The sequence below is a fragment of the Saccharopolyspora sp. NPDC002578 genome, assembly GCF_053592695.1.
Genome location: NZ_JBSFWJ010000073.1, coordinates 1 through 25445 on the forward strand (window position 1 = coordinate 1; position 25445 = coordinate 25445).

At 69.8% G+C, this 25445-nt stretch carries 24 protein-coding genes; 8 read left to right on the forward strand and 16 right to left on the reverse strand.

The genetic code is table 11. From position 1 onward, the window contains the following. Positions 1-179: 179 nt before the first annotated feature. From ACWD38_RS25355 to ACWD38_RS25370, 4 genes are read right to left on the reverse strand one after another with little or no spacing between them, the layout of a single operon-like run. Entirely contained in the window at positions 180-932 is a 753-nt protein-coding gene (locus tag ACWD38_RS25355; RefSeq protein ID WP_184478103.1) for a YebC/PmpR family DNA-binding transcriptional regulator, read from the reverse strand. Positions 933-976: 44 nt separating this feature from the next. Beyond that, entirely contained in the window at positions 977-1639 is a 663-nt protein-coding gene (gene pdxT / locus ACWD38_RS25360) for a pyridoxal 5'-phosphate synthase glutaminase subunit PdxT (RefSeq protein ID WP_184478102.1), read from the reverse strand. Further along, positions 1636-1944, reverse strand: coding sequence for an AzlD domain-containing protein (locus ACWD38_RS25365; protein ID WP_184478101.1), 309 nt, complete (start codon positions 1942-1944; stop codon positions 1636-1638). Before ACWD38_RS25365 ends, pdxT begins: the two co-directional genes overlap by 4 nt. Next, on the reverse strand, positions 1941-2624 hold the full coding sequence (locus tag ACWD38_RS25370; protein WP_450125063.1) for an AzlC family ABC transporter permease: 684 nt from the start codon (positions 2622-2624) through the stop codon (positions 1941-1943). The genes ACWD38_RS25365 and ACWD38_RS25370 overlap by 4 nt, the downstream gene beginning before the upstream one ends. 94 nt (positions 2625-2718) lie before the next feature. Between ACWD38_RS25370 and ACWD38_RS25375 the strand changes: the two genes are divergently transcribed. After that, on the forward strand, positions 2719-3267 hold the full coding sequence (locus tag ACWD38_RS25375) for a helix-turn-helix domain-containing protein (RefSeq protein ID WP_450125064.1): 549 nt from the start codon (positions 2719-2721) through the stop codon (positions 3265-3267). A gap of 192 nt (positions 3268-3459) precedes the next feature. Here the strand turns inward: ACWD38_RS25375 and pdxS are convergent, their stop codons facing one another. Next, on the reverse strand, positions 3460-4365 hold the full coding sequence (gene pdxS / locus ACWD38_RS25380; RefSeq protein ID WP_184478098.1) for a pyridoxal 5'-phosphate synthase lyase subunit PdxS: 906 nt from the start codon (positions 4363-4365) through the stop codon (positions 3460-3462). 214 nt (positions 4366-4579) lie between these two features. Between pdxS and ACWD38_RS25385 the strand changes: the two genes are divergently transcribed. From ACWD38_RS25385 to ACWD38_RS25395, 3 genes are all read left to right on the forward strand, one after another. After that, on the forward strand, positions 4580-6649 hold the full coding sequence (locus ACWD38_RS25385; protein ID WP_450125065.1) for an elongation factor G-like protein EF-G2: 2070 nt from the start codon (positions 4580-4582) through the stop codon (positions 6647-6649). Positions 6650-6673: 24 nt separating this feature from the next. After that, entirely contained in the window at positions 6674-7282 is a 609-nt protein-coding gene (locus ACWD38_RS25390) for an Imm1 family immunity protein (protein WP_450125066.1), read from the forward strand. Positions 7283-7393: 111 nt separating this feature from the next. Then, a complete protein-coding gene (locus ACWD38_RS25395) occupies positions 7394-7762 on the forward strand; it encodes an Imm1 family immunity protein (RefSeq protein ID WP_184478095.1) in 369 nt (122 codons plus the stop codon). A gap of 7 nt (positions 7763-7769) precedes the next feature. Here ACWD38_RS25395 and ACWD38_RS25400 read toward each other — a convergent pair whose 3' ends face one another. From ACWD38_RS25400 to ACWD38_RS25410, 3 genes are all read right to left on the reverse strand, one after another. Further along, complete coding sequence (locus ACWD38_RS25400; RefSeq protein WP_184478094.1) at positions 7770-8168, reverse strand: hypothetical protein; 399 nt, start codon at positions 8166-8168, stop codon at positions 7770-7772. Between the two features lie 78 nt (positions 8169-8246). After that, on the reverse strand, positions 8247-8453 hold the full coding sequence (locus tag ACWD38_RS25405; RefSeq protein WP_184478093.1) for a DUF397 domain-containing protein: 207 nt from the start codon (positions 8451-8453) through the stop codon (positions 8247-8249). Next, positions 8450-9337, reverse strand: coding sequence for a helix-turn-helix domain-containing protein (locus tag ACWD38_RS25410; protein ID WP_184478092.1), 888 nt, complete (start codon positions 9335-9337; stop codon positions 8450-8452). Before ACWD38_RS25410 ends, ACWD38_RS25405 begins: the two co-directional genes overlap by 4 nt. A 176-nt stretch (positions 9338-9513) precedes the next feature. On the opposite strand from ACWD38_RS25410, the gene ACWD38_RS25415 reads away from it, so the two are divergent. Then, a complete protein-coding gene (locus ACWD38_RS25415; RefSeq protein WP_450125067.1) occupies positions 9514-9825 on the forward strand; it encodes a hypothetical protein in 312 nt (103 codons plus the stop codon). Here ACWD38_RS25415 and pgsA read toward each other — a convergent pair. After that, positions 9801-10412 (reverse strand): phosphatidylinositol phosphate synthase, encoded by a 612-nt coding sequence (gene pgsA / locus ACWD38_RS25420; protein WP_450125068.1) that lies wholly within the window; start codon positions 10410-10412, stop codon positions 9801-9803. The two genes, ACWD38_RS25415 and pgsA, sit on opposite strands and share 25 nt — an antisense overlap. A gap of 197 nt (positions 10413-10609) precedes the next feature. Between pgsA and ACWD38_RS25425 the strand changes: the two genes are divergently transcribed. Continuing rightward, on the forward strand, positions 10610-11152 hold the full coding sequence (locus tag ACWD38_RS25425) for a YceI family protein (protein ID WP_184478089.1): 543 nt from the start codon (positions 10610-10612) through the stop codon (positions 11150-11152). A 64-nt stretch (positions 11153-11216) separates the two neighbouring features. Here the strand turns inward: ACWD38_RS25425 and ACWD38_RS25430 are convergent, their stop codons facing one another. The 3 genes from ACWD38_RS25430 to ACWD38_RS25440 form a co-directional block, all read right to left on the reverse strand. Continuing rightward, a complete protein-coding gene (locus ACWD38_RS25430; protein WP_184484972.1) occupies positions 11217-11690 on the reverse strand; it encodes an HIT family protein in 474 nt (157 codons plus the stop codon). 101 nt (positions 11691-11791) lie between these two features. Continuing rightward, positions 11792-13834, reverse strand: a complete 2043-nt coding sequence (thrS, locus tag ACWD38_RS25435; protein ID WP_184484970.1) for a threonine--tRNA ligase — start codon at positions 13832-13834, stop codon at positions 11792-11794. Between the two features lie 208 nt (positions 13835-14042). Continuing rightward, a complete protein-coding gene (locus ACWD38_RS25440; protein WP_184478088.1) occupies positions 14043-16160 on the reverse strand; it encodes a putative bifunctional diguanylate cyclase/phosphodiesterase in 2118 nt (705 codons plus the stop codon). 592 nt (positions 16161-16752) lie between these two features. Between ACWD38_RS25440 and ACWD38_RS25445 the strand changes: the two genes are divergently transcribed. After that, positions 16753-18105, forward strand: a complete 1353-nt coding sequence (locus ACWD38_RS25445; RefSeq protein WP_184478087.1) for an FAD-dependent oxidoreductase — start codon at positions 16753-16755, stop codon at positions 18103-18105. Positions 18106-18179: 74 nt separating this feature from the next. On the opposite strand, the gene ACWD38_RS25450 is transcribed toward ACWD38_RS25445, so the two are convergent. Then, positions 18180-19010: a putative RNA methyltransferase gene (locus ACWD38_RS25450; RefSeq protein ID WP_450125069.1), complete on the reverse strand. Its 831-nt coding sequence runs from the start codon at positions 19008-19010 to the stop codon at positions 18180-18182. 253 nt (positions 19011-19263) lie between these two features. Here ACWD38_RS25450 and ACWD38_RS25455 point away from each other — a divergent pair, with 253 nt between their 5' ends. Then, positions 19264-20682 (forward strand): lipase maturation factor family protein, encoded by a 1419-nt coding sequence (locus ACWD38_RS25455; protein ID WP_450125070.1) that lies wholly within the window; start codon positions 19264-19266, stop codon positions 20680-20682. Between the two features lie 106 nt (positions 20683-20788). Here ACWD38_RS25455 and ACWD38_RS25460 read toward each other — a convergent pair whose 3' ends face one another. From ACWD38_RS25460 to ACWD38_RS25470, 3 genes are all read right to left on the reverse strand, one after another. Continuing rightward, a complete protein-coding gene (locus tag ACWD38_RS25460; protein WP_450125071.1) occupies positions 20789-22681 on the reverse strand; it encodes a caspase, EACC1-associated type in 1893 nt (630 codons plus the stop codon). A gap of 108 nt (positions 22682-22789) precedes the next feature. Further along, positions 22790-24022 (reverse strand): class I SAM-dependent methyltransferase, encoded by a 1233-nt coding sequence (locus ACWD38_RS25465; protein ID WP_450125072.1) that lies wholly within the window; start codon positions 24020-24022, stop codon positions 22790-22792. A gap of 25 nt (positions 24023-24047) precedes the next feature. Beyond that, positions 24048-25433, reverse strand: coding sequence for an FAD-binding oxidoreductase (locus ACWD38_RS25470; RefSeq protein WP_184478081.1), 1386 nt, complete (start codon positions 25431-25433; stop codon positions 24048-24050). Between the last annotated feature and the right edge of the window lie 12 nt (positions 25434-25445).

The window sequence follows — 25445 nt, forward strand, 5'->3', positions numbered from 1 at the left end:
CCCGCTTACCGCTACGGGCTCGCGCTGGGCTTGGAGAAATCAGAATTCGCGGTGCAGGAGTCCGCTCCGGCGGACGCGCCGGACACCGGCGAGTGCTCGGGAAAAAGATCCCGCAGCGAGAAGGAAGCTGAGGTTCCGCCACCCGACCACCACGCCAAACCGAACGCCGGAGCAACGACTCAGGCGTCGAGTTCAGCCATGACCTCGTCTGAGGCGTCGAAGTTCGCGTAGACGTTCTGCACGTCGTCGCAGTCCTCCAGCGCGTCGATCAGCTTGAAGACCTTGCGCGCGCCCTCGACGTCGAGCGGGACGTTGACCGAGGCCAGGAAGCTGAGCTCCGAGGAGTCGTACTCGATCTCGGCCGCCTGCACCGCTTTGCGCACTTCGACCAGGTCGGTCGGCTCGCACAGCACTTCGAAGCTCTCGCCGAGGTCGTTGACCTCTTCGGCACCGGCTTCCAGGACCGCGCCGAGCACGTCGTCCTCGGTCAGGCCGTTCTTCGGCACGATCAGCACGCCGCGCCGGGAGAACATGTAGGACACCGATCCGGCGTCGGCCATCGATCCGCCGTTGCGGGTCATCGCGGTGCGGACTTCGCCCGCCGCGCGGTTCTTGTTGTCGGTCAGGCACTCGACCAGCACGGCGACGCCGTTCGGGCCGTAGCCCTCGTACATCAGGGTCTGCCAGTCGGCGCCGCCCGCCTCTTCACCGCCGCCGCGCTTGCGGGCCCGTTCGATGTTGTCGACCGGCACCGAGTTCTTGCGCGCCTTCTGCATGGCGTCGTAGAGCGTCGGGTTGCCGTCCGGGTCTCCCCCGCCGGTGCGCGCCGCGACCTCCACGTTCTTGATCAGCTTCGCGAAGAGCTTGCCGCGCTTGGCGTCGACGGCGGCCTTCTTGTGCTTGGTGGTCGCCCACTTGGAGTGGCCGCTCATCTTTCCTCCGTCTTTCCACGCCGCGCCAGGCGAGACCGAGGCCTTCAGCCTGCGCGAACGGTGTGCACGAAATGCCGGTGCACGCGCTCGTCGCCGCGGACCAGCTCCGGGTGGAAGCTGGTGGCGAGCACGCGCCCCTGCTGAACCGCGACGATCCTACCGGCGGCGGGCTGGTCGCCTGATCCGCGCGGGGTGACCTCGGCGAGGACCTGGACTCCCGGGCCGATCCGCTCCACCCAGGGGGCGCGGATGAACACCGCGTGGACCGGCCCTGCCACGCCGGTGAAGTCGAGGTCGGCTTCGAACGAGTCGACCTGCCTGCCGAAGGCGTTGCGCCGCACGGTCATGTCCAACGCGCCGAGCGGGGTCACGCCCGCTTCCGCGGCTCCGGGCACGTCGTCGGCGAGCAGCACCATCCCCGCGCACGAGCCGTACGCGGGCAGACCGGCCGCGAGGCGTTCCCGCAACGGTTCGAACAGCTCGAAGGAGTGCAGCAACCGGCTCATGGTCGTCGACTCCCCGCCCGGCAGCACCACGCCGTGCAGGTCCGCGAGTTCTTCGGGCCTGCGCACCGGCTTGGCCACCGCGCCGCTGCGGTCGAGCGCGGCGAGGTGTTCGGCGACGCCCCCTTGCAACGCGAGGACGCCGATCACGGGTGCTGCGGTGGACACCCCTCGATTGTCGTGCACTTCTGCTGCTCCGTTCATCCCACCCCGGCCAGCCGCAGCACCGCCGTGACGGCGGCGGCGACCAGCACCACCAGTACGAACGGCGCCCCGCGGAACGCGAGCACGCCGGCGATCACGACGCCGCCGACCCTGGCGACGCCGGCGAATCCTCCTGCTTCCACCGCGGCGCCGGTGGCGACGAACGCGGCGAGCAGCACGGTCGCGGCGATGCCCAGCAACCGCTCCCAGCGCTGCGAGATCGTGATCCGCCTGCGCAGCAGCGGTCCGGCCAGCCGCAGCGCGTAGGTCCCGGCGGCCAGCACGAGCACGACGGCCGGGTTCACGCCGCGACCTCCTGCTCCGGTGAGCGCCGCACGGGCAGCGCGAGGGCCACGCCGAGCAGCGCGACCATCACCGGCATCCCGGCGGGCAGCACCGGTGTGGTCACCAGCGCGAGCACCACCCCGGCGAGCACCGCGCGCAGCGTCGGCGCGTCGCGCAGCGCGGGCACGAGCAGCGCGAGGATCGCGGCGGGCAGCGCCGCGTCCAGGCCGAGCGCGTTCGGGTCGCCGACCACTTGCCCCAGCAGGCCGCCGAGCAGCACCGATGGCACCCAGGTGACGTACAGCGCGGCTCCGGTGATCCAGTAGGCGCGGCGCCGCCGGTCGGGGGCGGTCTCGGCGAGGGCGAACGCGACGGCTTCGTCGACCATCAGGTGGCTGCCGAGCAGCCGTCGCCAGCCGGTGCCGATCAGGTCGCCGACGGCCAGCCCGTACGGGAAGTGCCGGGAGTTGAGCAGCAGGCCGCCCACGACCGCGGTCGCCGGGGCGGCGCCGCCGGTGAGCAGGCCGACGAGCATGAATTCGGATCCGCCCGCGAACACCACGGCGGCGGTGAACGTGATCAGCCAGACCGGCACTCCCTTGGTCACCGCGATGGCACCGAGCGAGACGGCGACCACGGCGAGCGCCGGGATCAGCGCCGCCAGGTCCCTGATCAGCTTGTCCTTCCACAACGAACGCATCGTTCGCCATAACGACCTCATGGTCCGATATACTGAACACCAGCCCGAGCGTTCGTCAAATCGAACGCGACGACCGATATGACGAACGGCAGCCATGACCTCACCGTTGGAGATCATCTCCGCGGCGCTGCGCCGCGAACGCACCCGCGCCGGACTGACGCTGTCCGAACTGGCCAAACGCGCCGGCGTGGCGAAGTCCACGCTCTCCCAGCTCGAATCGGGCTCCGGCAACCCCAGCGTGGAGACGCTGTGGGCGCTCGGCTTGGCGCTGGGCGTGCCGTTCAGCAGGCTCGTCGAGCAGCGCGCTCCGCAGATCCGCGTCGTGCGCGCCGGCGAGACGATGCTGATCCGCTCCGAGCACTCCCCCTTCGCCGCCGCGATGATCTCGGCGTGCCCCAGCGGAGCCCGCCGCGACCTGCACCTCATCGAGGCGCAGCCCGGCAACGCCCGCCGCGCCGACGGCCACCTGCCGGGCACCGTGGAGCACCTGCTGATCACCGCGGGCCGGCTCCGGGCGGGCCCGGAGGAGGCGCAGGTCGAGCTCGCGCCCGGCGACTACGCCTCCTTCGCGGGCGACGTCCCGCACACCTACGAGGCCCTCGAACCCGACACCACGGCGGTCCTGCTCATGGAGCACGTGTGACCACCAGGGCCGCGATTTCGCGAGAAATCGAACGCGCCCCGCGTGTCGGACACCCCATGTGGACAACCATTCACCCTGGTCATGGGCCCGCTGGAGCCCGAGATCGGCGATCTTGCCACGTTCAGATGGTTCAATTTCTCGCGAAATTGCGGGAATCGTCCACAACGCGACACCCGGGGCGGGGCGAGGGCGTCACCAACCGCGCTGGGCGTAGCGCTGGTCCGCCGGGAGCGATTCGACGTTGAGGCCGACCATGGCCTCGCCCAGGCCGCGGGAGACCTTCGCGATGACGTCCGGGTCGTCGTAGAAGGTCGTGGCCTTCACGATCGCCTCGGCGCGCTTGGCCGGGTCACCGGACTTGAAGATGCCGGAGCCGACGAACACGCCCTCCGCGCCGAGCTGGCGCATCATCGCCGCGTCCGCCGGGGTGGCCAGGCCGCCCGCGGTGAACAGCACGACCGGCAGCTCGCCCGCCGCCGCGACCTCCTGGACCAGCGAGACCGGGGCGCGGAGCTCCTTGGCCGCCGCGTACAGCTCCTCGCCGTCGAGGGTGCCGAGCCGCCGGATCTCGGCGCGGATGGCGCGCATGTGCCGGGTCGCCTCGACGACGTTGCCGGTGCCAGCCTCGCCCTTCGATCGGATCATCGCGGCGCCCTCGGCGATGCGGCGCAGCGCTTCGCCGAGGTTCGTGGCCCCGCAGACGAACGGCGCGGTGAACGCCCACTTGTCGATGTGCAGCGCTTCGTCGGCGGGGGTGAGCACCTCGGATTCGTCGATGTAGTCGACGCCGAGCGATTGCAGCACCTGGGCTTCGACGAAGTGCCCGATGCGCGCCTTGGCCATCACGGGGATGGAGACCGCCTCGACGATGCCGTCGATCATGTCCGGGTCGGACATGCGGGCGACGCCGCCCTGGACGCGGATGTCGGCGGGCACCCGTTCGAGGGCCATCACGGCGACCGCCCCGGCGGCTTCGGCGATCTTCGCCTGCTCCGGGGTCACGACGTCCATGATCACCCCGCCCTTGAGCATCTCGGCCATGCCCCGTTTCACTCCGTCGGTGCCGGTGGCCTGCGCGGTGGCTGCGGTGTCGGTCAACGTCTGCCTTCCCTCTGGTCCGGTGCGGCGGTGGGGAGCGCCGCGTGCACCGTCGACGGTAGGCGCGAACTGGACCACTTCCACGGTCCACTCACCCGGTTTCCCAGTAGTCCACTTCGCGTTCCGCCGAACATCGTCGGTGGTGAACGGCATTGCACGCGCCGTCACTCGGGTGTGTGATCGGTGACACACGACACCGTCCGAGGGGGCAGCGATGGGCAGCAAGCAGAGCGTTCCGGGAGTGCAGGCCGCGCCCGCTCCCACCGATCCGGCGACGATCCGCAACGTCGTCCTGGTCGGCCCGTCCGGCGCGGGCAAGACCACCTTGGTGGAGGCGCTGCTGACCGCGACCGGCACCATTCCGCGCAACGGTTCGGTCGTGGAGGGCACCACGGTGTGCGACCACGACAGCGCCGCCATCGAGCAGCAGCGCTCGGTCGCGCTCTCGGTGGCCCCGGTGCGGCACGACGACCACAAGATCAACCTCATCGACACGCCCGGCTACGCCGATTTCGTCGGTGAGCTGCGCGCCGGCCTGCGGGCGGCCGACGCGGCGCTGTTCGTGGTGGCCGCCGCCGAAGGCGTCGACGCGGCCACCCGAGCGATCTGGCACGAGTGCGCCCAGGTCGACATGCCGCGTGCCGTGGTGCTGTCCCGGCTGGACCAGCACCGGGCTGACCCGGACACCGCCCTGGAGTCCTGCCGGGAAGCGTTCGGGGCCGGTGTGCTGCCGCTGCACCTGCCGCTGCGCGGGGCGGACGGCACCTTCACCGGCCTGATGGGCGTGCTCACCGGCACCACCTCGGGCACGGGTTCACCGCGCGAGCGCGAGCGGGAACGCGCCGAGCTCATCGAGGCGATCATCGCCGAGAGCGAGGACGAGTCCTTGATGGACCGCTACGTCGCGGGCGAGCGGATCGAGGAGGCGACGCTGATCCGCGACTTGGAGACCGCGGTCTCCCGCGGCGGCTTGCACCCGGTGCTGCCGGTGTGCGCCGCCACCGAACTGGGCCTGCCGGAGCTGCTCGACGGGCTGATCCGCGGTTTCCCGTCGCCGCTGGAACATCCGGCTCCGGAGTTCACCGACCCGCGCGGCCGGGGTCCGCGCAGGCTGGACCCGGATCCGGCGGGTCCGCTGGCCGCGGAGGTCGTGCACACCTCCGTCGACTCCTACGTGGGCCGGGTGTCGCTGGCCAGGGTGTTCTCCGGGACGTTGCTGCCGGAGCGGGCGGTGCACGTCTCCGGGCACGGCATGGCCGAGCGCGGGCATCCGGACCACGACGAGGACGAGCGGGTCGCGCACCTGTACTCCCCGCTGGGCTCGGGCCTGCGGGAGGTGTCGCGGTGCGTGGCGGGCGACCTGTGCGCGCTGACGAAGCTCGGCTCGGCCGAAACGGGCGACACGTTGTCCGATCCGGCGGCGCCGCTGCTGCTGTCGCCGTGGCCGATGCCGGAGCCGCTGCTTCCGATCGCCGTCGTCGCGCACAACCGCAGCGACGAGGAGGCGTTGGCGCGCAACCTGAACCGGCTCATCGCCGCCGATCCGAGCCTGCGCCTGGAGAAGGACTCCGAAACGCACCAGCTGGTGCTGTGGTGCATGGGCGAGGCGCACGCCGACGTCGTGCTGCAACGCCTGCGCGAGGGCGGCGCCGAGGTCGACACCGAGCCGGTGCGGGTGGCGCTGCGCCAGACGTTCGGGCAGGCCGCGAAGGGCCACGGCAAGCACGTGAAGCAGTCCGGCGGCCACGGCCAGTACGCGGTGTGCGACATCGAGGTGGAGCCCGCGCCGCGCGGCACCGGCGTCGAGTTCGCCGACCGCGTCGTGGGCGGCGCCATCCCGAAGCAGTTCATCACGAGCGTGGAGAAAGGCGTTCGCGCGCAGGTGGAACGCGGCTTGGAGGACGGCGTCCCGCTGGTGGACCTGAAGGTCACGCTGGTCGACGGCAAGGCGCACAGCGTGGACTCGTCGGACGCCGCGTTCCAGACCGCCGGGGCGCTCGCGCTGCGCGCCGCCGCCGAGCAGGCCGGGCTGGTGACGCTGGAGCCGATGGACGCGGTGGCGGTGTTCATCCCGGACGAGCACCTGGGCGTGGTCCTGGGCGATCTGTCCAGCCGCCGCGGCAAGGTCGTCGGCACCGAGCCGGACGAGGCCGGCTGGACCGTGGTGCGCGCCCACGTCCCCTCCAGCGAACTGGTCCGCTATTCGATCAACATCCGCTCGCTCAGCTCCGGCAGCGCCACCTTCACCCGCCACTTCGAACGCTACGACCCGATGCCCACCTGACCGGGTGATCCACATGCGTTCCGAGTGGAGCGAACGGACCGATCGACCAATCTGATGGGGCGAACAGTCCGTTCACCCCGGCCAACGCGAGGCACCGAGCCCCCGTCGGTCTGGAAGAAGGCGGACGGCTCGGATGCAGGAGGTCATCGAAGGACTTCGCCGCAGTCACCCGAGGAGGCCCGAATGACGTCGATCTGCGCCGAGTACTGGCACTCGTATCCGCACACCGGGCGAGCGGAAAGCCGGGCGATCAGTTCAATGGCGGAACTCGACGCACTGCTCGATGCGATGCGACGCGGCCGCATCAGTGCTCTGGCGTTGTTCTCCGGTGATCAGCAACTGGTGGCGGGAGCGTTCGACGACGGCACCGGAGCGGTCGCGATGTCGGGGCCAGGCGGGACCTGCTTCACCGACGGCACCGGGCCGGAACGATCGAGCTCGTTCTTCCAAACGGACTTCCCTTCTGATGTCCGCGTCTCGGCGCACGCGGTTCGGACGGTGCTGCTCGATTTCCTCGCTGTTGGAAAGCGTTCCGACGCGGTCGGCTGGAAGGCCGCACCCGCACCGGAGATCACGAGCGCGGAGCGGGCGGAGTTCGCTGCGATCTTCGACGACCGATCGGGCGGGAAGTGATCGATCTCAGTGATGCGCTCGCCCCTATGGCGGACGCATCGGCCATCGTGCGTCGTCCACTCCGCTTCGCCTGGGGCACTCGATGAGGGGACCGTCGATCCGCGAGCTGGATTGCTCGACCTCGAACTGCACGACGTCGAGGGCGCGATCGTGCAGATCCGCAAGCTCGATAGCCGAAGGCAGGACTCCGAGGCCGGGATCGCTTGGTTCGTCCAGCATGGCGCGGATGCACAAGAAGGCCTGGTCATAGGTGTTCGCGGAACGGCCGGTGCCGTGCAGTGGTACAGCGCGAGCGAACTGCTGCAGCCGGCGCGCGGGACCAACACAGCCTCCGTGGACTACTTCACGGGTCCGACCGGTGATCACTACCCGGTCTCGCCGGGCGGGGAGATCGCCGTGGAGACCGCGTTCGAAGTCCTGCGCGAATTCGCCGCGACTCGTCGCCTCCCGGACTGCATCGAATGGCGAGCAGACGACTGAACCCGGCTCACTCGTCGTCGGTGTCGGACTCCGGTTCGGCGTCGGGTTCGGGGACGGCGGGCGGCGGCGGGGCGACCGGCTGGACGTTGAGCTGGGTCTGCGGATTGCGGGTGTAGGCGCGGGCCTGGTCCGAGGTGAGGTGGTCGGCGATCAGGCCCCACGGGACCTTGCCGCCGGAGGACGGGTACCGCATCCACACCGCGTACTCGTCGGCTTCGGTGGGCGGGAAGGTGACCGGCGGGACCGGGTCGGCGGCGGCCTCGGATTCGGCGGCTTCGACGTCCCACAGCGCGGTCTTGCGGAAGACCTCCACGGTCTCGGCGGGAACCGCCGAGGCGAGGGGGAACCAGTCGAACTGCCCGCTCGCCCACGCCCGGATGCGCACGTCGTAGCCCGTCGAACCCACTGGATCACCCTCCTCGCGACCGCACACCTGCCGTGAGCAGCCTATCCAGCGCGTTCCGCGTCCTGCCGCCCGCTCCGGTCAGAGCGAACGCACGAACGCCGCCCACACGCCGCTGTCGAACAGCAGCGCCGGACCTGAGGGGTTCTTCGAGTCGCGGACCCCGACCACGGCCTGTCCAGGGGCGACTTCGACGCAAGCACCACCGCCCTGCCCGCTCCGGCTGCTCTTGCGCCAGTGAAGCCCAGCTAAGCCCGACGTATTCGAGGTGTGGCGCCCAGTTGTCATGCGAGATCCTTTGCCAGTTCGCGGAGGAACACTTCAGAGTCCGTGATCGACAGCGCCTTCATTGTCAGCTCTTCGAACACCTGGCGGAAGCTCTCCACCTCAGCGACCTCTTCGAGGCAGGTGCCCCCGGCCTGGTTCTCGACATAGACGACACCCCGATCATCGGCATTCGCGAAGTCGAGCAGGTGGAACGATCCGAGTTGCCCTCGATGCGGCCCGCGATCAAAAGTCATGACCTGCACGATCACGTGCGGGCTGGCGCAGAACTCCAGCAGGTGCTGGATCTGCTCGACCATGACCCGCTCACCACCGATCACGCGCCGGAGAGCGGCCTCATCGATGATCGCGTGCATGAACAACGGCAGATCTTCCCTGGTGAGCGCGTCACGCCGACGGAGTCGCGCTTCGGCTTGCTTCGCCAGTCGCTCCTCCGAGACGGACAGATCGTCACCGAGCACGGCCTCCGCGTAGGCCCGCGTCTGCAGGATGCCCGGGATGAAGCCGAGATCCCATTCGCGGATCTCGCTGGCTCCCCATTCGAGCCCGACGTAGAGCGAGAACCAGTCCGGGATGGCTTGGTTTCCGTCCCACCAGCCCTTCTGCTTGGCGACATCGGCCAATTGCAGGTACCAGCCGATCCGTTCCGCCGGCACACCGAAGAACGGGAGCATGATCTCCAGGTCGGGACCGCTGATCGCGTTCCGCATGCTCTCCATGTGCGCGATCTTTCCTTGCGCGCAGCGCAGCCTGGCCGCCACGTCGCCTTGCTTCAAACCCGCGTTCTCGCGCAGCCGTCGGATCTCCTGCGCCAGCCAGCGGCGACCGACGGTCGGGCTGACGGGCTGCGCGGCCCCGGTTCCGGAACCGCTGCTGACGTCGCGCATTGATGCTCTCTTCCCCACCGTTGCTGGGCATGCTCGCCGACCGAGTCAACAAGATCACCCGGTCGTGATCTATGCGAGCAAGATTCACTAAGTAATCTTTACTGCACTGTCAGTGATCGTGCGAATGCACAACGTACTGACTCGATCCGACGACCCGATCACCAGGAGGTACACCCATGCGCTGCGGCATCGCGCTCTACGAGATCCGCCAGCCCGGCTCGGTCGGCGCGTACGAAGAGCTGGTCTGCCTCGCCGAACTCCCCGGAGACGAGGAGCTCCAGGTCTGGGAGGAATGCTTGACGGCGTGGGGATTGGCCAAGCTGCGCGCGCACGACTGCCGGTTCGGGATGTACTTCGCCGCGCTGCTGCCGCTCGACGAGCGCGGCGAGCCCGACGGAAAAGCAGCGGACGACCTGCTCGAACTGGACCGGTTGCCGGTGGAGCGGCACTTCACGTGGTCCGGCTACGTGGAGCTGGTGCCCGCCTGAACCGCGGCGGCGCGGAGGCGCTGGACGACGGTGAACGCGGACAGCACCGCCAGCACCCACACCGCGACGTCCAGCACGTACGGCAGGCCGAGGCCGTGCAGCCCGGTGCCGACGAGGACGAGCACGAAGCGTTCGGCGCGCTCGGCGAGGCCGCCGTCCGCGCTGAGCCCGTTGGCTTCGGCGCGTGCCTTCACGTACGAGGTGACCTGCGCGCCCACCAGGCAGATCAGCAGCCCGGAACCGAGCACCCGATCGTCGGCGACGACCAGCGCCCACCACACCAGGGAGCCGAACAGAGCGCCGTCGGCGATGCGGTCGCAGCTCGCGTCGAGCACGCCGCCGAACTCCGAGGACGTGCCGCCCGCCCGCGCCATCGCGCCGTCGAGGACGTCGAACAGCAGGAACACGGTGACCACGACGGTGCCGACGAACAGCTCGCCGCGGGGGAAGAACCACAGCGCGGACGCGACGCTGGCGACCGTGCCGATGATCGTCACCATGTTGGGGGTGAGACCGACGCGGACCAGCGCGGCGCCGAGCGGGTGCGTCCAGCGGGAGATCGAAGCCCGCGCGAAGATGTTGAGCATCGCCTGTTCTGCCAGCCGCCTTGCGCACCGAGTTCGTCGTGCCTGTTCCGTCGCAGAGTATCCGGAACCGCCGGGGTGGCCGGACGGCAGGCGACCCGCCGCAACTCCGTGAATCAGATCACAACCCGGAATGGTTGAAGGTTCAACACCGTTACCGGAAGCGGAAACCCCTCCGCATCTGCTTCAGGAGAACGTCTATGAGCACCGCTACCACGATCCCCGGTTACGTCGTCGGCACCTGGGACATCGACAGCGTGCACTCCGACATCGAGTTCACCCTGCGCCACCTCGGCGTCGGGCGTTCCCGGGGCCGCTTCGACGGCTTCGGCGGCGAGATCGTCACCGCCGAGAACCCGCTGGACTCCACGGTCACCGCGAACATCGACCCCGCGACGATCAACACCGGCAACGGGGACCGCGACGCGCACGTGCGCAACAGCGACTTCCTCGACGTCGAGAACTTCCCGAAGGCGGGCTTCCGCTCCACCGGCATCCGCCCGGACGGCAGCGACTACATCATCGACGGCGAGTTCACCCTGCACGGCGTGACCAAGCCGGTGTCGCTGGCGGCCGAGATCGGCGGCTTCGCCGACAACGGCCAGGGCGGCACGCTGCTCGGCATCTCCGCGTCCACCACGCTCAACCGCACCGACTTCGGCGTCGGCCCCGAGGGCGGCGCCATGCTGGGCGAGAAGGTGAAGATCACCCTGGAGATCGAGGCGAACCTCCGGGCCGAGTGAGACTCACCCGAACACGACGAAGGCCGAGGACGCGGGGTGCGTCCTCGGCCTTTCTCGTGCGGGCTCAGTCCCGCCAAGCCTCCGCGAGCAGGCGGCGGGTGTCGCCGAGCAGCTGCGGCAGGACCTTCGTGTGGCCGATGACCGGCATGAAGTTCGCGTCGCCGCCCCAGCGGGGCACCACGTGCTGGTGCAGGTGCGCGGCGATGCCCGCACCCGCCACCGGACCCTGGTTGAGACCGATGTTGAAGCCGTGCGGGGCCGAGACCTCGCGGATCACCCGCATCGCGCGCTTCGTGAACACCGCGACCGCCGTCGTCTCCGCCTCGGTGAGCTCCGTGTAGTCGGCGACGTGCCGGTACGGCAGCACCATCAGATGGCCGGGGTTGTACGGGTACAGGTTGAGGATCGCGAAGACCAGCTCGTCGCGGGCCACGATCAGCGTGTCCTCGTCCGGCAGTCCCGACTCCAGCAAGCGGCAGAACGGGCAGCCTTCGCTGGCCTCGCCCTCCGGCTTGTTCTCGCCCTGGATGTAGGCCATCCGGTGCGGGGTCCACAACCGCTGCAGCGCGTCCGGCACGCCGGTGCCGCGCTGCTCCGAGAATCGGACCCCGCTGTCGTCGACGGGGCCGTCGCCGGCCGTCACGCCGTCTCCGCCTCGCCCGCCAGTTCCGCCTGGAAGATCTCCGCGGTCGGCGAGGCGTTCTCCCGGCGCTCCACCCAACGGCCCAGCGCGGACACCGCGTCCGCCACCGGCACCCCGTTGATCTGGGTGCCGTCGCGGAAGCGGAACGACACCGCGCCCGCCTCCACGTCCTTGCCGCCCGCCAGCAGCAGGAACGGCACCTTCTGCGTGGTGTGGGTGCGGATCTTCTTCTGCATCCGGTCGTCGCCGTGGTCCACCTCGGCGCGGATACCCTTGGCGCGCAACGCCTTCACCACGTCCTGCAGGTGCTCCGAGTGCTCGTCGGCGATCGGGATGCCGACCGCCTGCACCGGCGACAGCCAGGCCGGGAACGCGCCCGCGTAGTGCTCGGTGAGCACGCCGAAGAACCGCTCGATGGATCCGAACAACGCCCGGTGGATCTTGATGGGGCGCTGCTTGGTGCCGTCCGGCCCGGTGTACTCCAGGTCGAACCGGTCCGGCAGGTGGTAGTCGACCTGGATGGTCGACATCTGCCAGCTGCGGCCCAGCGCGTCCTTGGCCTGCACGGAGATCTTCGGCCCGTAGAACGCGGCGCCGCCCGGGTCCGCCACCAGCTCCAGGCCGGAGGACTCGGCCGCCTCGCGCAGCGCCTCGGTCGCCACCCGCCAGCTCTCGTCGTCGCCGACGTACTTCTCCTCGTTGCGGGTGGACAGCTCCAGGTAGAAGTCGTCCAGCCCGTAGTCGCGCAGCAGGTCCAGCACGAACGACAGCAGCGACTTGAGCTCGTCCTGCAGCTGCTCCGGCATGCAGTAGATGTGCGCGTCGTCCTGCGTCATGCCGCGCACGCGGGTCAAGCCGTGCACCACGCCGGACTTCTCGTAGCGGTACACCGAGCCGAACTCGAACATCCGCAGCGGCAGCTCCCGGTAGGACCGGCCGCGCGAACGGAAGATCAAGTTGTGGAACGGGCAGTTCATCGGCTTCAGGTAGTAGTCCTGGCCCTGCTTGCGCACCGCGCCGTTCTCGTCGAGCTCCTCGTCGAGGTGCATCGCCGGGAACATGCCGTCCTTGTACCAGTCCAGGTGCCCGGAGGTCTCGAACAGCGTGCTCTTGGTGATGTGCGGGGTGTTCACGAACTCGTAGTCGGCGGCCTCGTGGCGGCGCCGGGAGTAGTCCTCCAGCTCGCGGCGGATGATGCCGCCCTTGGGGTGGAACACCGGCAGCCCGGAACCGACCTCCTCGGGGAAGGAGAACAGGTCGAGTTCGGCGCCGAGCCTGCGGTGGTCGCGGCGCTCGGCCTCCGCCAGCCACTCCAGGTGCTCGGCCATCGCCTCCTTCGACTCCCAGGCGGTGCCGTAGACGCGCTGCAACTGCTGGTTGCTCTGGTCGCCGCGCCAGTAGGCGGCGGCGACGCGGGTGAGCTTGAAGGCGGGGATGAACTTGGTGTGCGGCACGTGCGGGCCGCGGCACAGGTCGCCCCACACGACCTCGCCGTGCCGGTCGATGTTGTCGTAGACGGTGAGCTCGCCCGCGCCGACCTCCATGACCTCGCTGGTGTCGACGTCCTCGCTGCCGGACTTGAGGTCGACCAGTTCCAGCTTGTACGGCTCGGCGGCCAGCTCCTCGCGCGCGGCCTCGATGGAATCCAAGCGGCGGCGGGAGAACTTCTGCCCGGACTTGATGAGCTGCTTCATGCGCTTCTCCAGCGCCTGCAGATCCTCCGGGGTGAACGGGCGCGCCACGTCGAAGTCGTAGTAGAAGCCGTCCTTGACCGGCGGGCCGATGCCGAGCTTCGCGTCCGGGAACTGCTGCTGCACGGCCTGCGCCAGCAGGTGGGCCGCGGAGTGCCGGATGACGCTGCGGCCCGCCTCGGTGTCGGCGGCGACCGGCTCGACCTCCACATCGGATTCGGGCGACCACGCCAGGTCGCGCAGCTCGCCCTCCTCGTCGCGGACCACCACGATCGCCTGCGCGCCCTGCGAGGGCAGGCCCGCCTCGGCCACGGCGGCGGCAGCGGTTGTGCCCGCCGGAACCTTCACCCTGGTGACCTGCTGGGCTTCGGACGGCTGAACGGACACGATTTCTCCTCGCGAAGGACGGTCGCCGAGCGGCGACCGGCGAATGTAGGCGGCTTGCACTTGCCCCCTCGATGCTATCGGCCGACCGCCACCCGATTTCCGCCCCTTCCCGGCGCGGGCGGGTCCTCGTGCCACCCGAGCGGCCGAGCCGGCGGGTCCGAGGGGCTCCTCAACCGAGGTCGCCGTCGGCGATCATCGCCTCGATCTCCATCGCCGAGGCCAGACCGCCCGCGCACGGACCGATCACGCCCTCCACGCCGAGCTTCCGCAGCCGGTTGGCCTGCTCGATGGTGCGCACGCCGTTGCCGACGACCGACAGCCCCAGCAGCTCCGCGGAACGGACCAGGCTGGACACGAGGTGCTCGTCCAGCGGATCCGGGCCGCCCGGTTCGGCGAAGCTGTTGAGGTAGTCACCGGTCAGCCGCACCGCGCGCAGCGGCAGGCCGCGCAGCCGGGCCACCTCCCGGTGGGCGTGGCCGAAGTCGTGCACCGCCAGCGTCAGGCCCATCTCGGCGAAGATCTCCAGCGCGTCGATCGGATCGCCGCGCTGGTCGAACAGCGCCGTCTCCGGCACTCCGACGATCAGCTTGCTGGCGGGCAGCCCCGCCGAACCGAGGATGCGGCGCATGTCGGCGACCAGCTCCGGGTCGCGCAGCTGCCGCGCCGAGAGCCCGACCGCCGCGACCGGGCCGCGGTCGCCGAACCGCTCCTGCCAGTGCACCGCGTGCGCGCACACCTGCTCCAGCATCCACGTCCCGAGCCGGGTGATCAGGCCCGTCTCCTCCGCGAGCCCGAGGAAGTCCTCCGCGTCCAGCTCGCCGAACTCCGGGTGGTCCCAGCGCAGGTGCGCCTGCACCCCCACGAGGGCGGCGGTGTCCAGCCACAGGACCGGCTCGTACTCCACGTACAGCTCGTGGTCGCGCAGCGCGCTCGGCATCGCCGAGGACAGCCGGAACCGCTCCTTCGCCTCCGCGTTGTGCGTCGGGTCGTAGAGCGCCCACTGCGCCCGGCCCTCGCTCTTCGCCCGGTACAGCGTGATGTCGGCGTCCTGCAGCAGCTCGTCGGGCCCGGTGTCGGCGACCGCGGTCTCCACGACGCCGACGCTGGCCGACGCCGTGAGCTGGTGGCCCCGCACCGACACGGGGCGGGTGACCTCGCCGAGCATGTGCTCGACGATCTCGACGAGCCGGGCCGCGCCCTGCGAGTCGGGGATGAGCACCACGAACTCGTCGCCGCCCATCCGCGCCGCCAGCCCGGACTCCATCGTGGCCAGCGCGTTGAGCCGCTGCGCCATCGCCCGCAGCAGCTCGTCGCCGACGGGGTGACCGAGGCTGTCGTTGATGGCCTTGAACCCGTCGAGGTCGAAGTAGCACAACCCGACCCGGCGACCCGGGTACGCCGGTTCCAGCGCCTCGTCCATGGTCGTCTTGAGCAGCGTCCGGTTCGCCAGGCCCGTCAGCGGGTCGTGGGTGGCCTGCCTGCGGAACTGCTCCTGGAGCATGTGCCGGTCGGTGATGTCCTCGTAGAGCAGCACCTGGTAGTCGGGCCGCTCCTGCGAGTCGCGCACCAGGGACGCCGAGACCTGCGTCCAGATGTGCGCGCCGTCCTCACCGCTGAGCCGCGTCTCGGACTGGAACCGGTCGACCTCGCCGACCGACAGCGCCTCGACGTGCTCCACCAGGTCGTCGACCCAGTCCGCGTCGGCGAGGTCGAAGACGCTGCGCCCCACGAGGTCCTGGCACACCGGCTCGAAGATGCCCTCCATCGGGGCGTTGACCTCTTCGATGGTGCCGTCGAGCGTGACGATGGCGATGCCCAGCGCGGACGAGGTGAACACCGCGCGGAACGACGCCTCGCTCGCGCGCAGCGCCTCCTCGGCGGCGTCCCTGGCCTGCAGCACGGCGCGCTTGATGACCTCCTGCTCGTCGAGGGTCTGCTCGCGCAGCTGCCCGGCGTAGCCGGCGGCCACCGAGCCGAGCACGACGACCGAGGTGGCGGGATCGGTCTCGGCCGCCCGCAGCTTCGGCAGTTCCGCCCCGAGCATCCACAACGTCCGGTCGAGGGCGGCGGGGCTGGTGAAGTGGATGCGCACCAGGCGCTCGCCGAGTTCGGCGGCGGCGTCGGCGGCCCGGTCGACGTCGTCCAGCGCGTCGAGGATCGCGTCGAGGTGGCCGCGCAGGAAGGACTCGATGTCGGCGCGGGCCATCGGGACGTAGCTGGTGCGGATGATCTCGCGGGTCCAGCGGCGGACGAAGTCCGCGCGCTCGGGTCGCTCGCCGTCGGTCATGATCCGGCACCGCCGGAATCGACCGTCCACGTCATCGCGCCTTTCGCGAGGATTCCGGAGGCGCCGCCTCGCATTCGGCATATTCCCGGCCTCCTCGAACGCCGCGCGCCGCGAACCGGGACTCCCGGGACGCGGCGCGATACCCCCTCGACCTCCGGTTCCGCCCGCACCGCGGGACACCCGGCGGCGGGTTCTTCGAGGTCCACACCATCAGGCAGCCGTTCCGGCCGCTGGTGCATCGTTGCCTCCTGAGTGCCGGCGTCCACGGTGGTCGGACCGACTAAAGTCGGTACTCTACAAGATCTTTTTCGGGTAGGGGCTTCAACGCTGCCCGTGATCGTACTGTGACGGTCCGCGTCCGGTCATCAATCGAAAAACCGATCCCCTACCCTCCCGAGCGAACCGCGCTATGAGGCTTCTCACCGTCCGCATTTCGAGATTTGCGGTAAGGGCAACCTAAGCTAGAGGGATCGGATCGCACCGCGCGCGCCGGGCCCGTCTCGGGACGCCCCGGAACCCGCCGCGGCGCGCCCAACCGGGCCCGGGGGCCGATCCCCCGGTGCCACCCGTGAAGTCGAGCAGGAGGACACGCATGACCCGCCCACTGCGAGTGGCGATCGTCGGGGCCGGCCCCGCCGGCGTGTACGCCGCGGACATCCTGACGAAATCCGAGACCCCAGTGGACATCGACCTGCTCGACCGGATGCCCGCTCCGTACGGGCTCATCCGCTACGGGGTCGCACCCGACCACCCTCGGATCAAGGGCATCGTCAACGCGTTGCGGCGGATCATGGAGAAGCCGGAGATCCGGTTCCTCGGTGGCGTCAACTACGGCGAGGACATCAAGCTCGACCAGCTCCAGCACCACTACGACGCGGTGATCTTCTCCACCGGCGCCGACAAGGACCGGGCGCTGGACATCCCCGGCATCGACCTCGCGCACAGCCACGGTGCCGCGGACTTCGTCTACTGGTACGACGGCTACCCCGAGGCGACCCGCGACTGGACGCTGGACGCCAAGGAAGTCGCCGTGATCGGCGCGGGCAACGTCGCGCTCGACGTGGCACGGGTGCTCGCGAAGCAGGCCGACGACCTGCTGAGCACCGAGATCCCGGACAACGTCTACCAGGGCCTGAAGAACTCGCAGGTCACCGACGTGCACCTGTTCGCCCGCCGCGGTCCCGCGCAGGCCAAGTTCACGCCGCTGGAGCTGCGCGAGCTCGACCACCAGCCGGGCGTGGAGCTCATCGTGCACCCGGAGGGCTTCGAGCTCGACGAGGCCAGCGAAGAGGCCATCCGCAGCAGCAACCAGGTCAAGACCATCGTCAAGACCTTCCAGGACTGGGCGCTGCGGGACCCGAAGAACGACACCCCGCGGCGGCTGCACTTCCACTTCCTGCGCGGCCCCGTCGAGGTCCTCGGCACCGACCGCGTCGAAGGACTGCGCACCGAGGTCATGGAGCTCACCGGCGACGGCAACGTGCGCGGCACCGGCGAGTTCGAGACCACTCCCGCGCAGGCCGTGTACCGCGCCGTCGGCTACCTGAGCTCGCCCGTGCCGGACGTGCCGTTCGACCACGGCACCGGCACCGTCCCGAACGAGGGCGGCCGGGTGCTCGACCTCGACGGCGACCACATCAGCGGCGTCTACACGACGGGCTGGATCAAGCGCGGCCCCGTCGGCCTCATCGGCCACACCAAGGGCGACGCGCTGGAGACCATCAACAACCTGCTGTCCGACCTGGACTCGATGCCCTCGGCCGAGGAGCCCGACCGCGACAGCGTGCTGCGGCTGCTGGAGGACAACGGCGTCCGCTACACGACCTGGGACGGCTGGAACCTGCTCGACGCGCACGAGCAGGCCCTCGGCGAGGCCCAGGGCCGCGAGCGCATCAAGGTCGTCGAGCGCGACGAGATGATCGACATCTCCCGCAAGGACGGCTGAGCACTCTCGCTCCCGAACGCGGCCCGCCGGTGCTCCCGGCGGGCCGTTTCGCGTTTCAGGGGCCGCGCGGGCCGTCAGCGGCGACGGTGGACCGAGACGGTGACCGAGGCCGTGACCGGAAACGGGGTGGGGAGTTCGGCGATGCGGGCCGGGAGGGATTCGGCGGTGTGCCAGGCGTTCGGGCCCATGCCGACGAGCGCGGCGATCTCCGCGACGTCCAGGTGCAGCGGGAACTCGCGGACGTGCGAGCTCACCGGCTCGAAGTGACCGGCGAGCTGGTCGGCGAGGCGCTGGGGTTTGCGCTCGTCGACGCTGAGCAGGTCCAGCGCGGACACCAGTTCGGCCAGGTGACCGGAGTTCGGCGTGACCACCAGCAGGTGCCCGCCCGGTCGCAGCACGCGGTGCGTCTCGGCGGGGTTGCGCGGGGCGAACGCGTTGAGCACCGAGCCGATCGCCGCATCCCGCACCGGCAACGCCTGCCAGGCGTCGGCGAGCACCGCCGACGCGCGCGGGTGCGCCTTCGCCGCGCGGCGGGAGGCGTACTTGGAGACGTCGAGTGCCACGCCCACCTCGTCCGGCACCCGGTCCAGCACGTGCGCCAGGTAGTGCCCGGTGCCCGCGCCGAGGTCCAGCAGCGGACCGCCGGTGTGCACGTCGGCGGTGTACTCGGCGAGCGCGTCGGCGATCGGGGCGTAGTGCCCGGCGGTCAGGAAGTCCGCGCGGGCGGCGACCATCTCGGCGGTGTCGCCCGGCCCGGGGGCGCCGCGTCCGCCCAGCAGGCTCACGTAGCCCTGCTTCGCCAGGTCGAACGCGTGGTTCGCGGGACAGCGCAAGGTGCGATCGGCCGGTTCCAGCCCACCACCGCAGTGCGGGCACGCCAGCAGCCGCGCGACTTCGTCCAACACTTTTCCGCCTCCCCTGCACCGAATCCTAGGTGGCGGCCTCGCCGCACCGCGGCTCGCACCTGGCCAACGCGAACAGCCCCCGAGGCCAACGGCTCGTTCGCCCGATTCCACCGGTCGCCTCCGCGGACGCCACTGGGCGAACGGGACCAGGCACACCGGGCGAAGCGATAGTCATCGGAGAAGCCGCACGGGTTGCGTGGTGCGGTGGCCGGGTGGGAACACTCCGGGACGAGGCCGGAGTGCGGAGGAGGCGTTGGTGGGCTCCTGGTACTGGGCGCCGGAGTACCGGCAGGCGCGCGCGGTCTGCGCGCACCTGGTCGCCGCCGTGTACCTGCTCGGCTTCGTCAACGCCCTGCGCCAGTTCCGCCCGCTGGCCGGGGAGCACGGGCTCACCCCCGCGCCCCGGTTCCTGCGGGCGGTGGGTTTCCGCCGCAGCCCGAGCCTGTTCCACCTGCACTACTCGGACCGCGCGCTCGGCGCGGTGGCGTGGGCCGGCGTGCTGCTGAGCTCCGCCGCGCTGCTCGGCGTGGTGAGCGCGTTGCCGCTGTGGGCGTGGACGCTGGTGTGGCTGGCGATGTGGGTGCTGTACCTGTCGATCGTCAACATCGGGCAGATCTGGTACGGCTTCGGTTGGGAGTCGCTGCTGCTGGAGGCCGGTTTCCTGGTGGTGTTCCTGGGCCCCGCGCACACCACTCCCCCGGCGCCGGTGCTGTGGTTGCTGTGCTGGCTGCTGTTCCGCGTGGAGTTCGGCCCCGGGCTGATCAAGCTGCGCGGCGACTCCTGCTGGCGTGATCTGACGGCGCTGCACCACCACCACGAGACGCAGCCGATGCCGGGGCCGCTCAGCCGCTTCTTCCACCGGCTGCCGGGTCCGCTGCACAAGGCCGAAGTGCTCGCGAACCACGGCACGCAACTGGTGGTGCCGTTCGCGCTGTTCGCGCCGCAGCCGATCGCGAACGTGGCGGCGGTGCTCATCGTGCTCACCCAGTGCTGGCTGCTGCTCAGCGGCAACTTCGCGTGGCTGAACCTGATCACGATCGCGCTGGCCTTCGCCGCGATGGACGACCGGCTGCTGCGCTTCCCCATCCCGGAGACGCGGGATTCGCCGCTGTGGCACCAGATCCTGGTCCTGGTGGTGGCGGCGGGAATGCTGGCGCTCGCCCACCATCCGGTGCGCAACATGATCGGCCGGAACCAGGTGATGAACCGCAGCTTCAACGCCCTGCACCTCGGCAACACCTACGGCGCGTTCGGCACGGTCACCCGCACCCGCTACGAAGTGGTCATCGAAGGAACATCCGACCGCAGCGGCGAATCCGGCTGGCGCGAGTACGAATTCCCCGGCAAACCAGGAGATCCGAACCGCAGACCACCGCAGGTAGCGCCGTACCACCACCGGCTCGGCTGGCTGCTGTGGTTCGTCGCCATCTCCCCGAACTACGGCCGATCCTGGCTCCCCACCCTCCTGCGAGCGTTGCTGCACGGCGACCACCAGATCCGCCGACTGCTACGCCACGACCCCTTCCCCGCCGAACCACCGGCACTCGTCCGTGTTCGGCTGTACCGCTACCACTTCGCGAACCGGCAGGAACACCTGCGCGGAGCGTGGTGGGTACGTGAGTCAGCGGGCGAACTGATCCCGGCGATGTCCACAGCGGATCTTCCCGGCTGAGCCCGGATCTCATCCTCGTCTTCGACATGTGCGCACCGCTTTGACCCTGTCTTCGCCTGGTCCCAGCAGTCCCGCTATCGCCGGCCAAGCCGGACAATCCCACCGGTCAGACTTCCACATCAACGGTGTTGATCATTATGCTGTCAAGGCTGTCATTGTCCGGGTCACCACTTCCGCCCCGCTTCCCATCGATGACCTCGAGCCCCTCCTCTGAGATCGCGCCGAAGATCGTCGCGGCGAAGAGACTTTGGTGGTCTTCAAAGTCCATGCCGAAGTCCGGCTGGTCGGAGGTGCTCATCGTCAGATACCCGCGCAGGTGGGCGCTCTTATTGAACTCGCCCTTCTCAGTCCAGGTAAAACCCGGATCTAGCCCGTCCTGGACGGGACCGCAAACGAGGGACGGAACGTTGCCACCGCTGCAACGGGTGCTGTCGTAGAAGCCGTGTTCGGCCAAGTGGACGAAACTGTTCACCGTGCACGGCGCCAACGACCGATCCAAGATCGCCGGTATGGCACCGACGTTGGTGTTGATGGTGGCCCGCACGATGCCCTTCGCGGGCACGTCACCACTGGCCGGAGCGCCCTCGGGTGCAAGCCGTTCACTTCCATCCGGCCGGTAGTCGCACTTGACCGGGTCAGCGGAGGGTGTCTGGCGCGTTGGCAGCGGCACGAAGCCCGGTGGTATTCGCACTTCCTCGGTCCGCCGTTGCTGCGGCACACCGGAGGGATGACCGGCGTTCTGTGATGCGGCGAACTCTACCGCTTGGTAGAGCACTGCGACCACGGCCGCGACACCGGCCACGATCCCAGCAGTGATGAACAGCTTCCGCCGAAGGCCAGAGGACCGAACCGGATCTTCGCGGCCGCTGGGCTCCGCAACGAACCCGTAGGAGCCGATCGAGTTGCGAACAGCCGAGTTCGGCTGTTCCACGGCGGCCGATCGTGGCAAGTTCGCGGTCGGAGACAAACCCGGAACGAAACCGGCCTGGAAGCCCCCGATGCGCGCACCGGCTGCTTCGCCCGGCCGCCTGGTGTCACCGGTGCGTTCCAACGCTGCGCGGGCGGCATTCGCGATGGAATCGGTGCCATCCTCGGCCAATCGCTCCAGCGCAATCCTGGCCGCTTCTGCCGAACCGGCGCCGCCCGATGCCAACCGCTCGGACAACTCATCCACGATCGCCAGCCGCACGGCAGGCAACGGACTTCGCAGGGCGTGGGCGAACTCCGGCGGGAGGTCCGCCGCGACCGAGCTCGCGGCGATGATCAAGCGTCCCTGGAACTGGCTGTCCAGTCCGGGTGTCTGGGGTTTGCCCGCGGCTTGGACCTGCTCGTAGATGTAGTCGTAGAGCTCGTCCACGTCGATCAGGCCGTCGCCGTTGCGGTCGGCGCCGCCGGAACGCAGTCCTTCGATCAGCGCTCCGGTGAACACCGACGGGCTGGCCGTCCCCACGACCGTCGAGCTGGCGAATCCACCTGATTCGAAGGAGTACTCCAGCGCCGACGACGACGTCATCACCGCACTACCGCGTCCGCCCAACTGCGAGAGGACTCCGACGCTCTCTCCCGCGCGATGCGCGGTACCGGGCGGGAAGGCCCCGGCGAAGCAGCAGTCGAGGACGACCACGACTCGGCGGGATCTGGTGTTGTCCATCTGGTTGCGGACGAATTGGGCGCTGACCGCCGTGGCGTTGAGGCGGTCGTGGCGCGAGTTCGTCATCGCCAGGTGCAGCTGGCCGAAGTCGTCCCGGACGCCGTGGCCGGAGATGTACAGCAGCACCAGGTCGTCCAGCCACGCCGCCGCGAAGAGGTCCTCGATCGCCAGGCTCGCCTCGTGCGCGGGCGGATTGTGCAGGGTTTGGACCTCGTACCCGCCGACGGCCGGGTCGGCGAGCACCGCGGCCAGCGCCTCGGCGTCGGCGCGCGGTGCCCGCAATTGCCGGAAGGTGTCGTCCGAATAGCCGTCCGTGGCGATGAGCAGCGCCCGGCCCTTCCCGGTCACTTCACCACCGCCCCTGGCCGCATTCAGTTCACCCGCGTCGGAAAAGACTCACGCTAGAGGGTAGCGAAACCCATCACGCTGTGTTTCCAACACCGGCGAACCAGCCCCTCACCAGGTAGGGCGCAGCGGCATTCCCGAACGACCTTCGTCCAACCGGACTCCGAGCATCTGGTGGAGCTGGATGTTGTTGAGCTCGAAGCCCAGCCGCGAACCCGCCATGTACAACCGCCAGATCCGCGCCCGCGCGGGGCCGACCTCGTCCACCGCCTCGTCCCAGTGCTCCTCCAGGTTCGCGCACCAGTCGCGGAGGGTCAGGGCGTAGTGCTCGCGCAGGTCCTCGGTGTGGCGGACCTCGAAACCGTTGTCGTGCATCGCCGACATCAGCGTGCCCGGTCCCTCCAGCTCGCCGTCGGGGAACACGTAGCGGCCGATGAACTTGCCCGGTTTGGAGCCGCGGGTGCCGTCGGGTCGGGTGATGGAGTGGTTGAGCAACCGGCCGCCGGGACGCAGCTTCTCGCGCAGCGACGAGAAGTACGCGGGTAGCTGCCCGAGTCCGATGTGCTCGGTCATGCCGATGGAGCTGATCGCGTCGAAGTCCGACTCGGGCACGTCCCGGTAGTCCAGGTGCCGCACCTCGGCGAGGTCGGCGAGGCCGCGGTCGACGATGGCCTTCTGCGCCCACTGCGCCTGCTGCAGCGACAAGGTCACGCCCAGCGCGCGCACTCCGTAGTGCTCCGCGGCGTGCATCACCATGCCGCCCCAGCCGCAGCCGACGTCGAGCAGCCGCATGCCCTCGCCGAGGCCGAGCTTGCGCGCCACCAGGTCGTGCTTGGTGTACTGCGCCTCCTCCAGGCTGGAGCCCGCTTCCGGGTACACGGCGCAGGTGTAGGCCATCGACGGGCCCAGCACCCACTCGTAGAACCGGTTCGACACGTCGTAGTGGTACGAGACGGACTTGCTGTCGCGCAGCTTCGAATGGCGCAGGCCGCCGCGCGGCCGGTACTCCTCCGGCGGCGGGCCCACCGGCCACCACAGCCGTTGCGCGCCGAGCCGGGCGATCAGGTCGAGCTTCGTTCGGGCCGGCACCTCGCTGATCGCGATGGCCGGGAAGCGGGACAACGCCTCGTGCATGTCGCCGTGCACTTCCAGCGCCCCGGTGACGTAGGCCCGGACCAGGCCCAGCTCGTCCGGGGAGGCCGCCAGGTGCGACAGCGCCAGCGGAGATCGCAGCTCCACCCCGATGTCCGCTCCGGCCCGTCCCGCGCGGCTGCCGTCGTAGGCGCGGAACTCCACGTCGAGCCCGTCCCCCAGGATGCGCGGGAACACCTCTGCCCAACCCATGTTCGGTTCTCCTCCCTACCGGCCCCTACCGCTCGCCGACGCACTTCTCGTACAGACCGGGAAGCCGGTCGTCGGGGTCGTATCGCTGTTTCAGCTCGTCGTAGGCGGGGCGGTTGTAGAGCCGCCAGAACTCCTCGGGCTCGTAGAACGAGTCGGAGTACAGCGACTTGTGCCCGTCCAGTTCGCCGACGACGTCTTCGATGGCGCGGTTGTACTTGCCCGGCGCGTCTCCGGGGCGGGTGTCGACCGCGGACCAGAAGCCCACGTTGACGTAGAGCGTGTCCGGGTCCATCGGGTACAGCGACCAGCCCTGCGGGTCGCGCAGCCGCACCGGGCACAGCCAGATCGGTTCGATGCCGATCTCGCGGTGGAAGAACTCCAGGAATTCCGGCAGCCGCCGCACCGGGATCTCCACGTCCTGGATCACCGGTTCGCTGCCGGCCGCTCCCCGGCGCCGGGCGAGGCGGTCGGAGAGCCCGGCCTTGCGGTCCCAGGCCACGATGCGGCGGTACACGTCGGAACGCCGGTACCTGCGCGGCCACACCTTGCGGACCGCGGGGTGCTGGACGCCGAACGCGCGGGAGCACCAGAACCAGTCGGTGTCCCAGCGCCACAGGTAGTCGTGGGTGCGCAGGTGATCGGTCTGGTGCTCGCGCAGCGAGCGGTAGTAGATCCGCTGGCCGGTGTAGTCGCTGGTCGCGGGCGCCTCGGCGACGTAGGTGCCGACGGTGAGGTACTGCTCGTCGGCGGCGAACACGGTGCCGTCGACGAAGTCCACCCGGTGGCCTTCGAAGGCGCGGTCCCGGCAGATCTGCTCGATGGCCGCCGCGCACTCCTCGGCGGTGGAGAACCGGATGTGGCGCAGCCGCACGAAGGGTTCGGTGCGTTCGACCTCGACTTCGAGGCGCAGCGCGTAGCCGAGCGTGCCGTAGGAGTTCGGGAAGCCGCGGAAGAGGTCGGCGTGCTCGTTGTCCGGCCGGGCGAGCACGACCTCGCCGGAGCCGGTGAGGATCTCCATCTCGCGCACCGACTCGTGCGGCAGGCCGCTGCGAAACGATGCGGCCTCGATGCCCAGTCCGGCGACGGCGCCGCCGAGGGTGATCGTCTTGAGCTGCGGGATGACCAGCGGCATGTGCCCGGTGGGCAGGTGCGCGTCGACGACGGTCTCGTAGGTGGCCATGCCCTGCACCTGCGCGGTGCGGGTCTCGGGGTCCACCGAGAGCACCCGGTTGAGCCTGCCGACGTCGAGGCCGGTGGTGGCGGAGTCGCGGAACCGGAACAGGTTGGAGGTGGGTTTGGCCAGCCGCACCTGCTGTCCGGGCGGGATTTTCGCGTATTCGTCGACCAGGGCGGCGACCTCGTCGGAGTGGTCGGCTGGCGCTGCTCCCGAGATTCCCGGATCGACTCCCATGCGTCCGACCAT

Coding starts and splice junctions, on each gene's coding strand:
- ACWD38_RS25465 (WP_450125072.1), bottom strand. CDS start 24,022: ATGGGTTGGGCAGAGGTGTTCCCGCGCATCCTGGGGGACGGGCTCGAC.
- ACWD38_RS25355 (WP_184478103.1), bottom strand. CDS start 932: ATGAGCGGCCACTCCAAGTGGGCGACCACCAAGCACAAGAAGGCCGCC.
- pgsA (WP_450125068.1), bottom strand. CDS start 10,412: ATGCTCAACATCTTCGCGCGGGCTTCGATCTCCCGCTGGACGCACCCG.
- ACWD38_RS25410 (WP_184478092.1), bottom strand. CDS start 9,337: ATGCGCGACGTCAGCAGCGGTTCCGGAACCGGGGCCGCGCAGCCCGTC.
- ACWD38_RS25440 (WP_184478088.1), bottom strand. CDS start 16,160: ATGACCGACGGCGAGCGACCCGAGCGCGCGGACTTCGTCCGCCGCTGG.
- ACWD38_RS25430 (WP_184484972.1), bottom strand. CDS start 11,690: ATGGCCTACATCCAGGGCGAGAACAAGCCGGAGGGCGAGGCCAGCGAA.
- ACWD38_RS25470 (WP_184478081.1), bottom strand. CDS start 25,433: ATGGGAGTCGATCCGGGAATCTCGGGAGCAGCGCCAGCCGACCACTCC.
- ACWD38_RS25415 (WP_450125067.1), top strand. CDS start 9,514: ATGCGCTGCGGCATCGCGCTCTACGAGATCCGCCAGCCCGGCTCGGTC.
- ACWD38_RS25445 (WP_184478087.1), top strand. CDS start 16,753: ATGACCCGCCCACTGCGAGTGGCGATCGTCGGGGCCGGCCCCGCCGGC.
- ACWD38_RS25375 (WP_450125064.1), top strand. CDS start 2,719: ATGACCTCACCGTTGGAGATCATCTCCGCGGCGCTGCGCCGCGAACGC.
- ACWD38_RS25405 (WP_184478093.1), bottom strand. CDS start 8,453: ATGACAACTGGGCGCCACACCTCGAATACGTCGGGCTTAGCTGGGCTT.
- ACWD38_RS25370 (WP_450125063.1), bottom strand. CDS start 2,624: ATGCGTTCGTTGTGGAAGGACAAGCTGATCAGGGACCTGGCGGCGCTG.
- pdxT (WP_184478102.1), bottom strand. CDS start 1,639: ATGAACGGAGCAGCAGAAGTGCACGACAATCGAGGGGTGTCCACCGCA.
- ACWD38_RS25425 (WP_184478089.1), top strand. CDS start 10,610: ATGAGCACCGCTACCACGATCCCCGGTTACGTCGTCGGCACCTGGGAC.
- ACWD38_RS25385 (WP_450125065.1), top strand. CDS start 4,580: ATGGGCAGCAAGCAGAGCGTTCCGGGAGTGCAGGCCGCGCCCGCTCCC.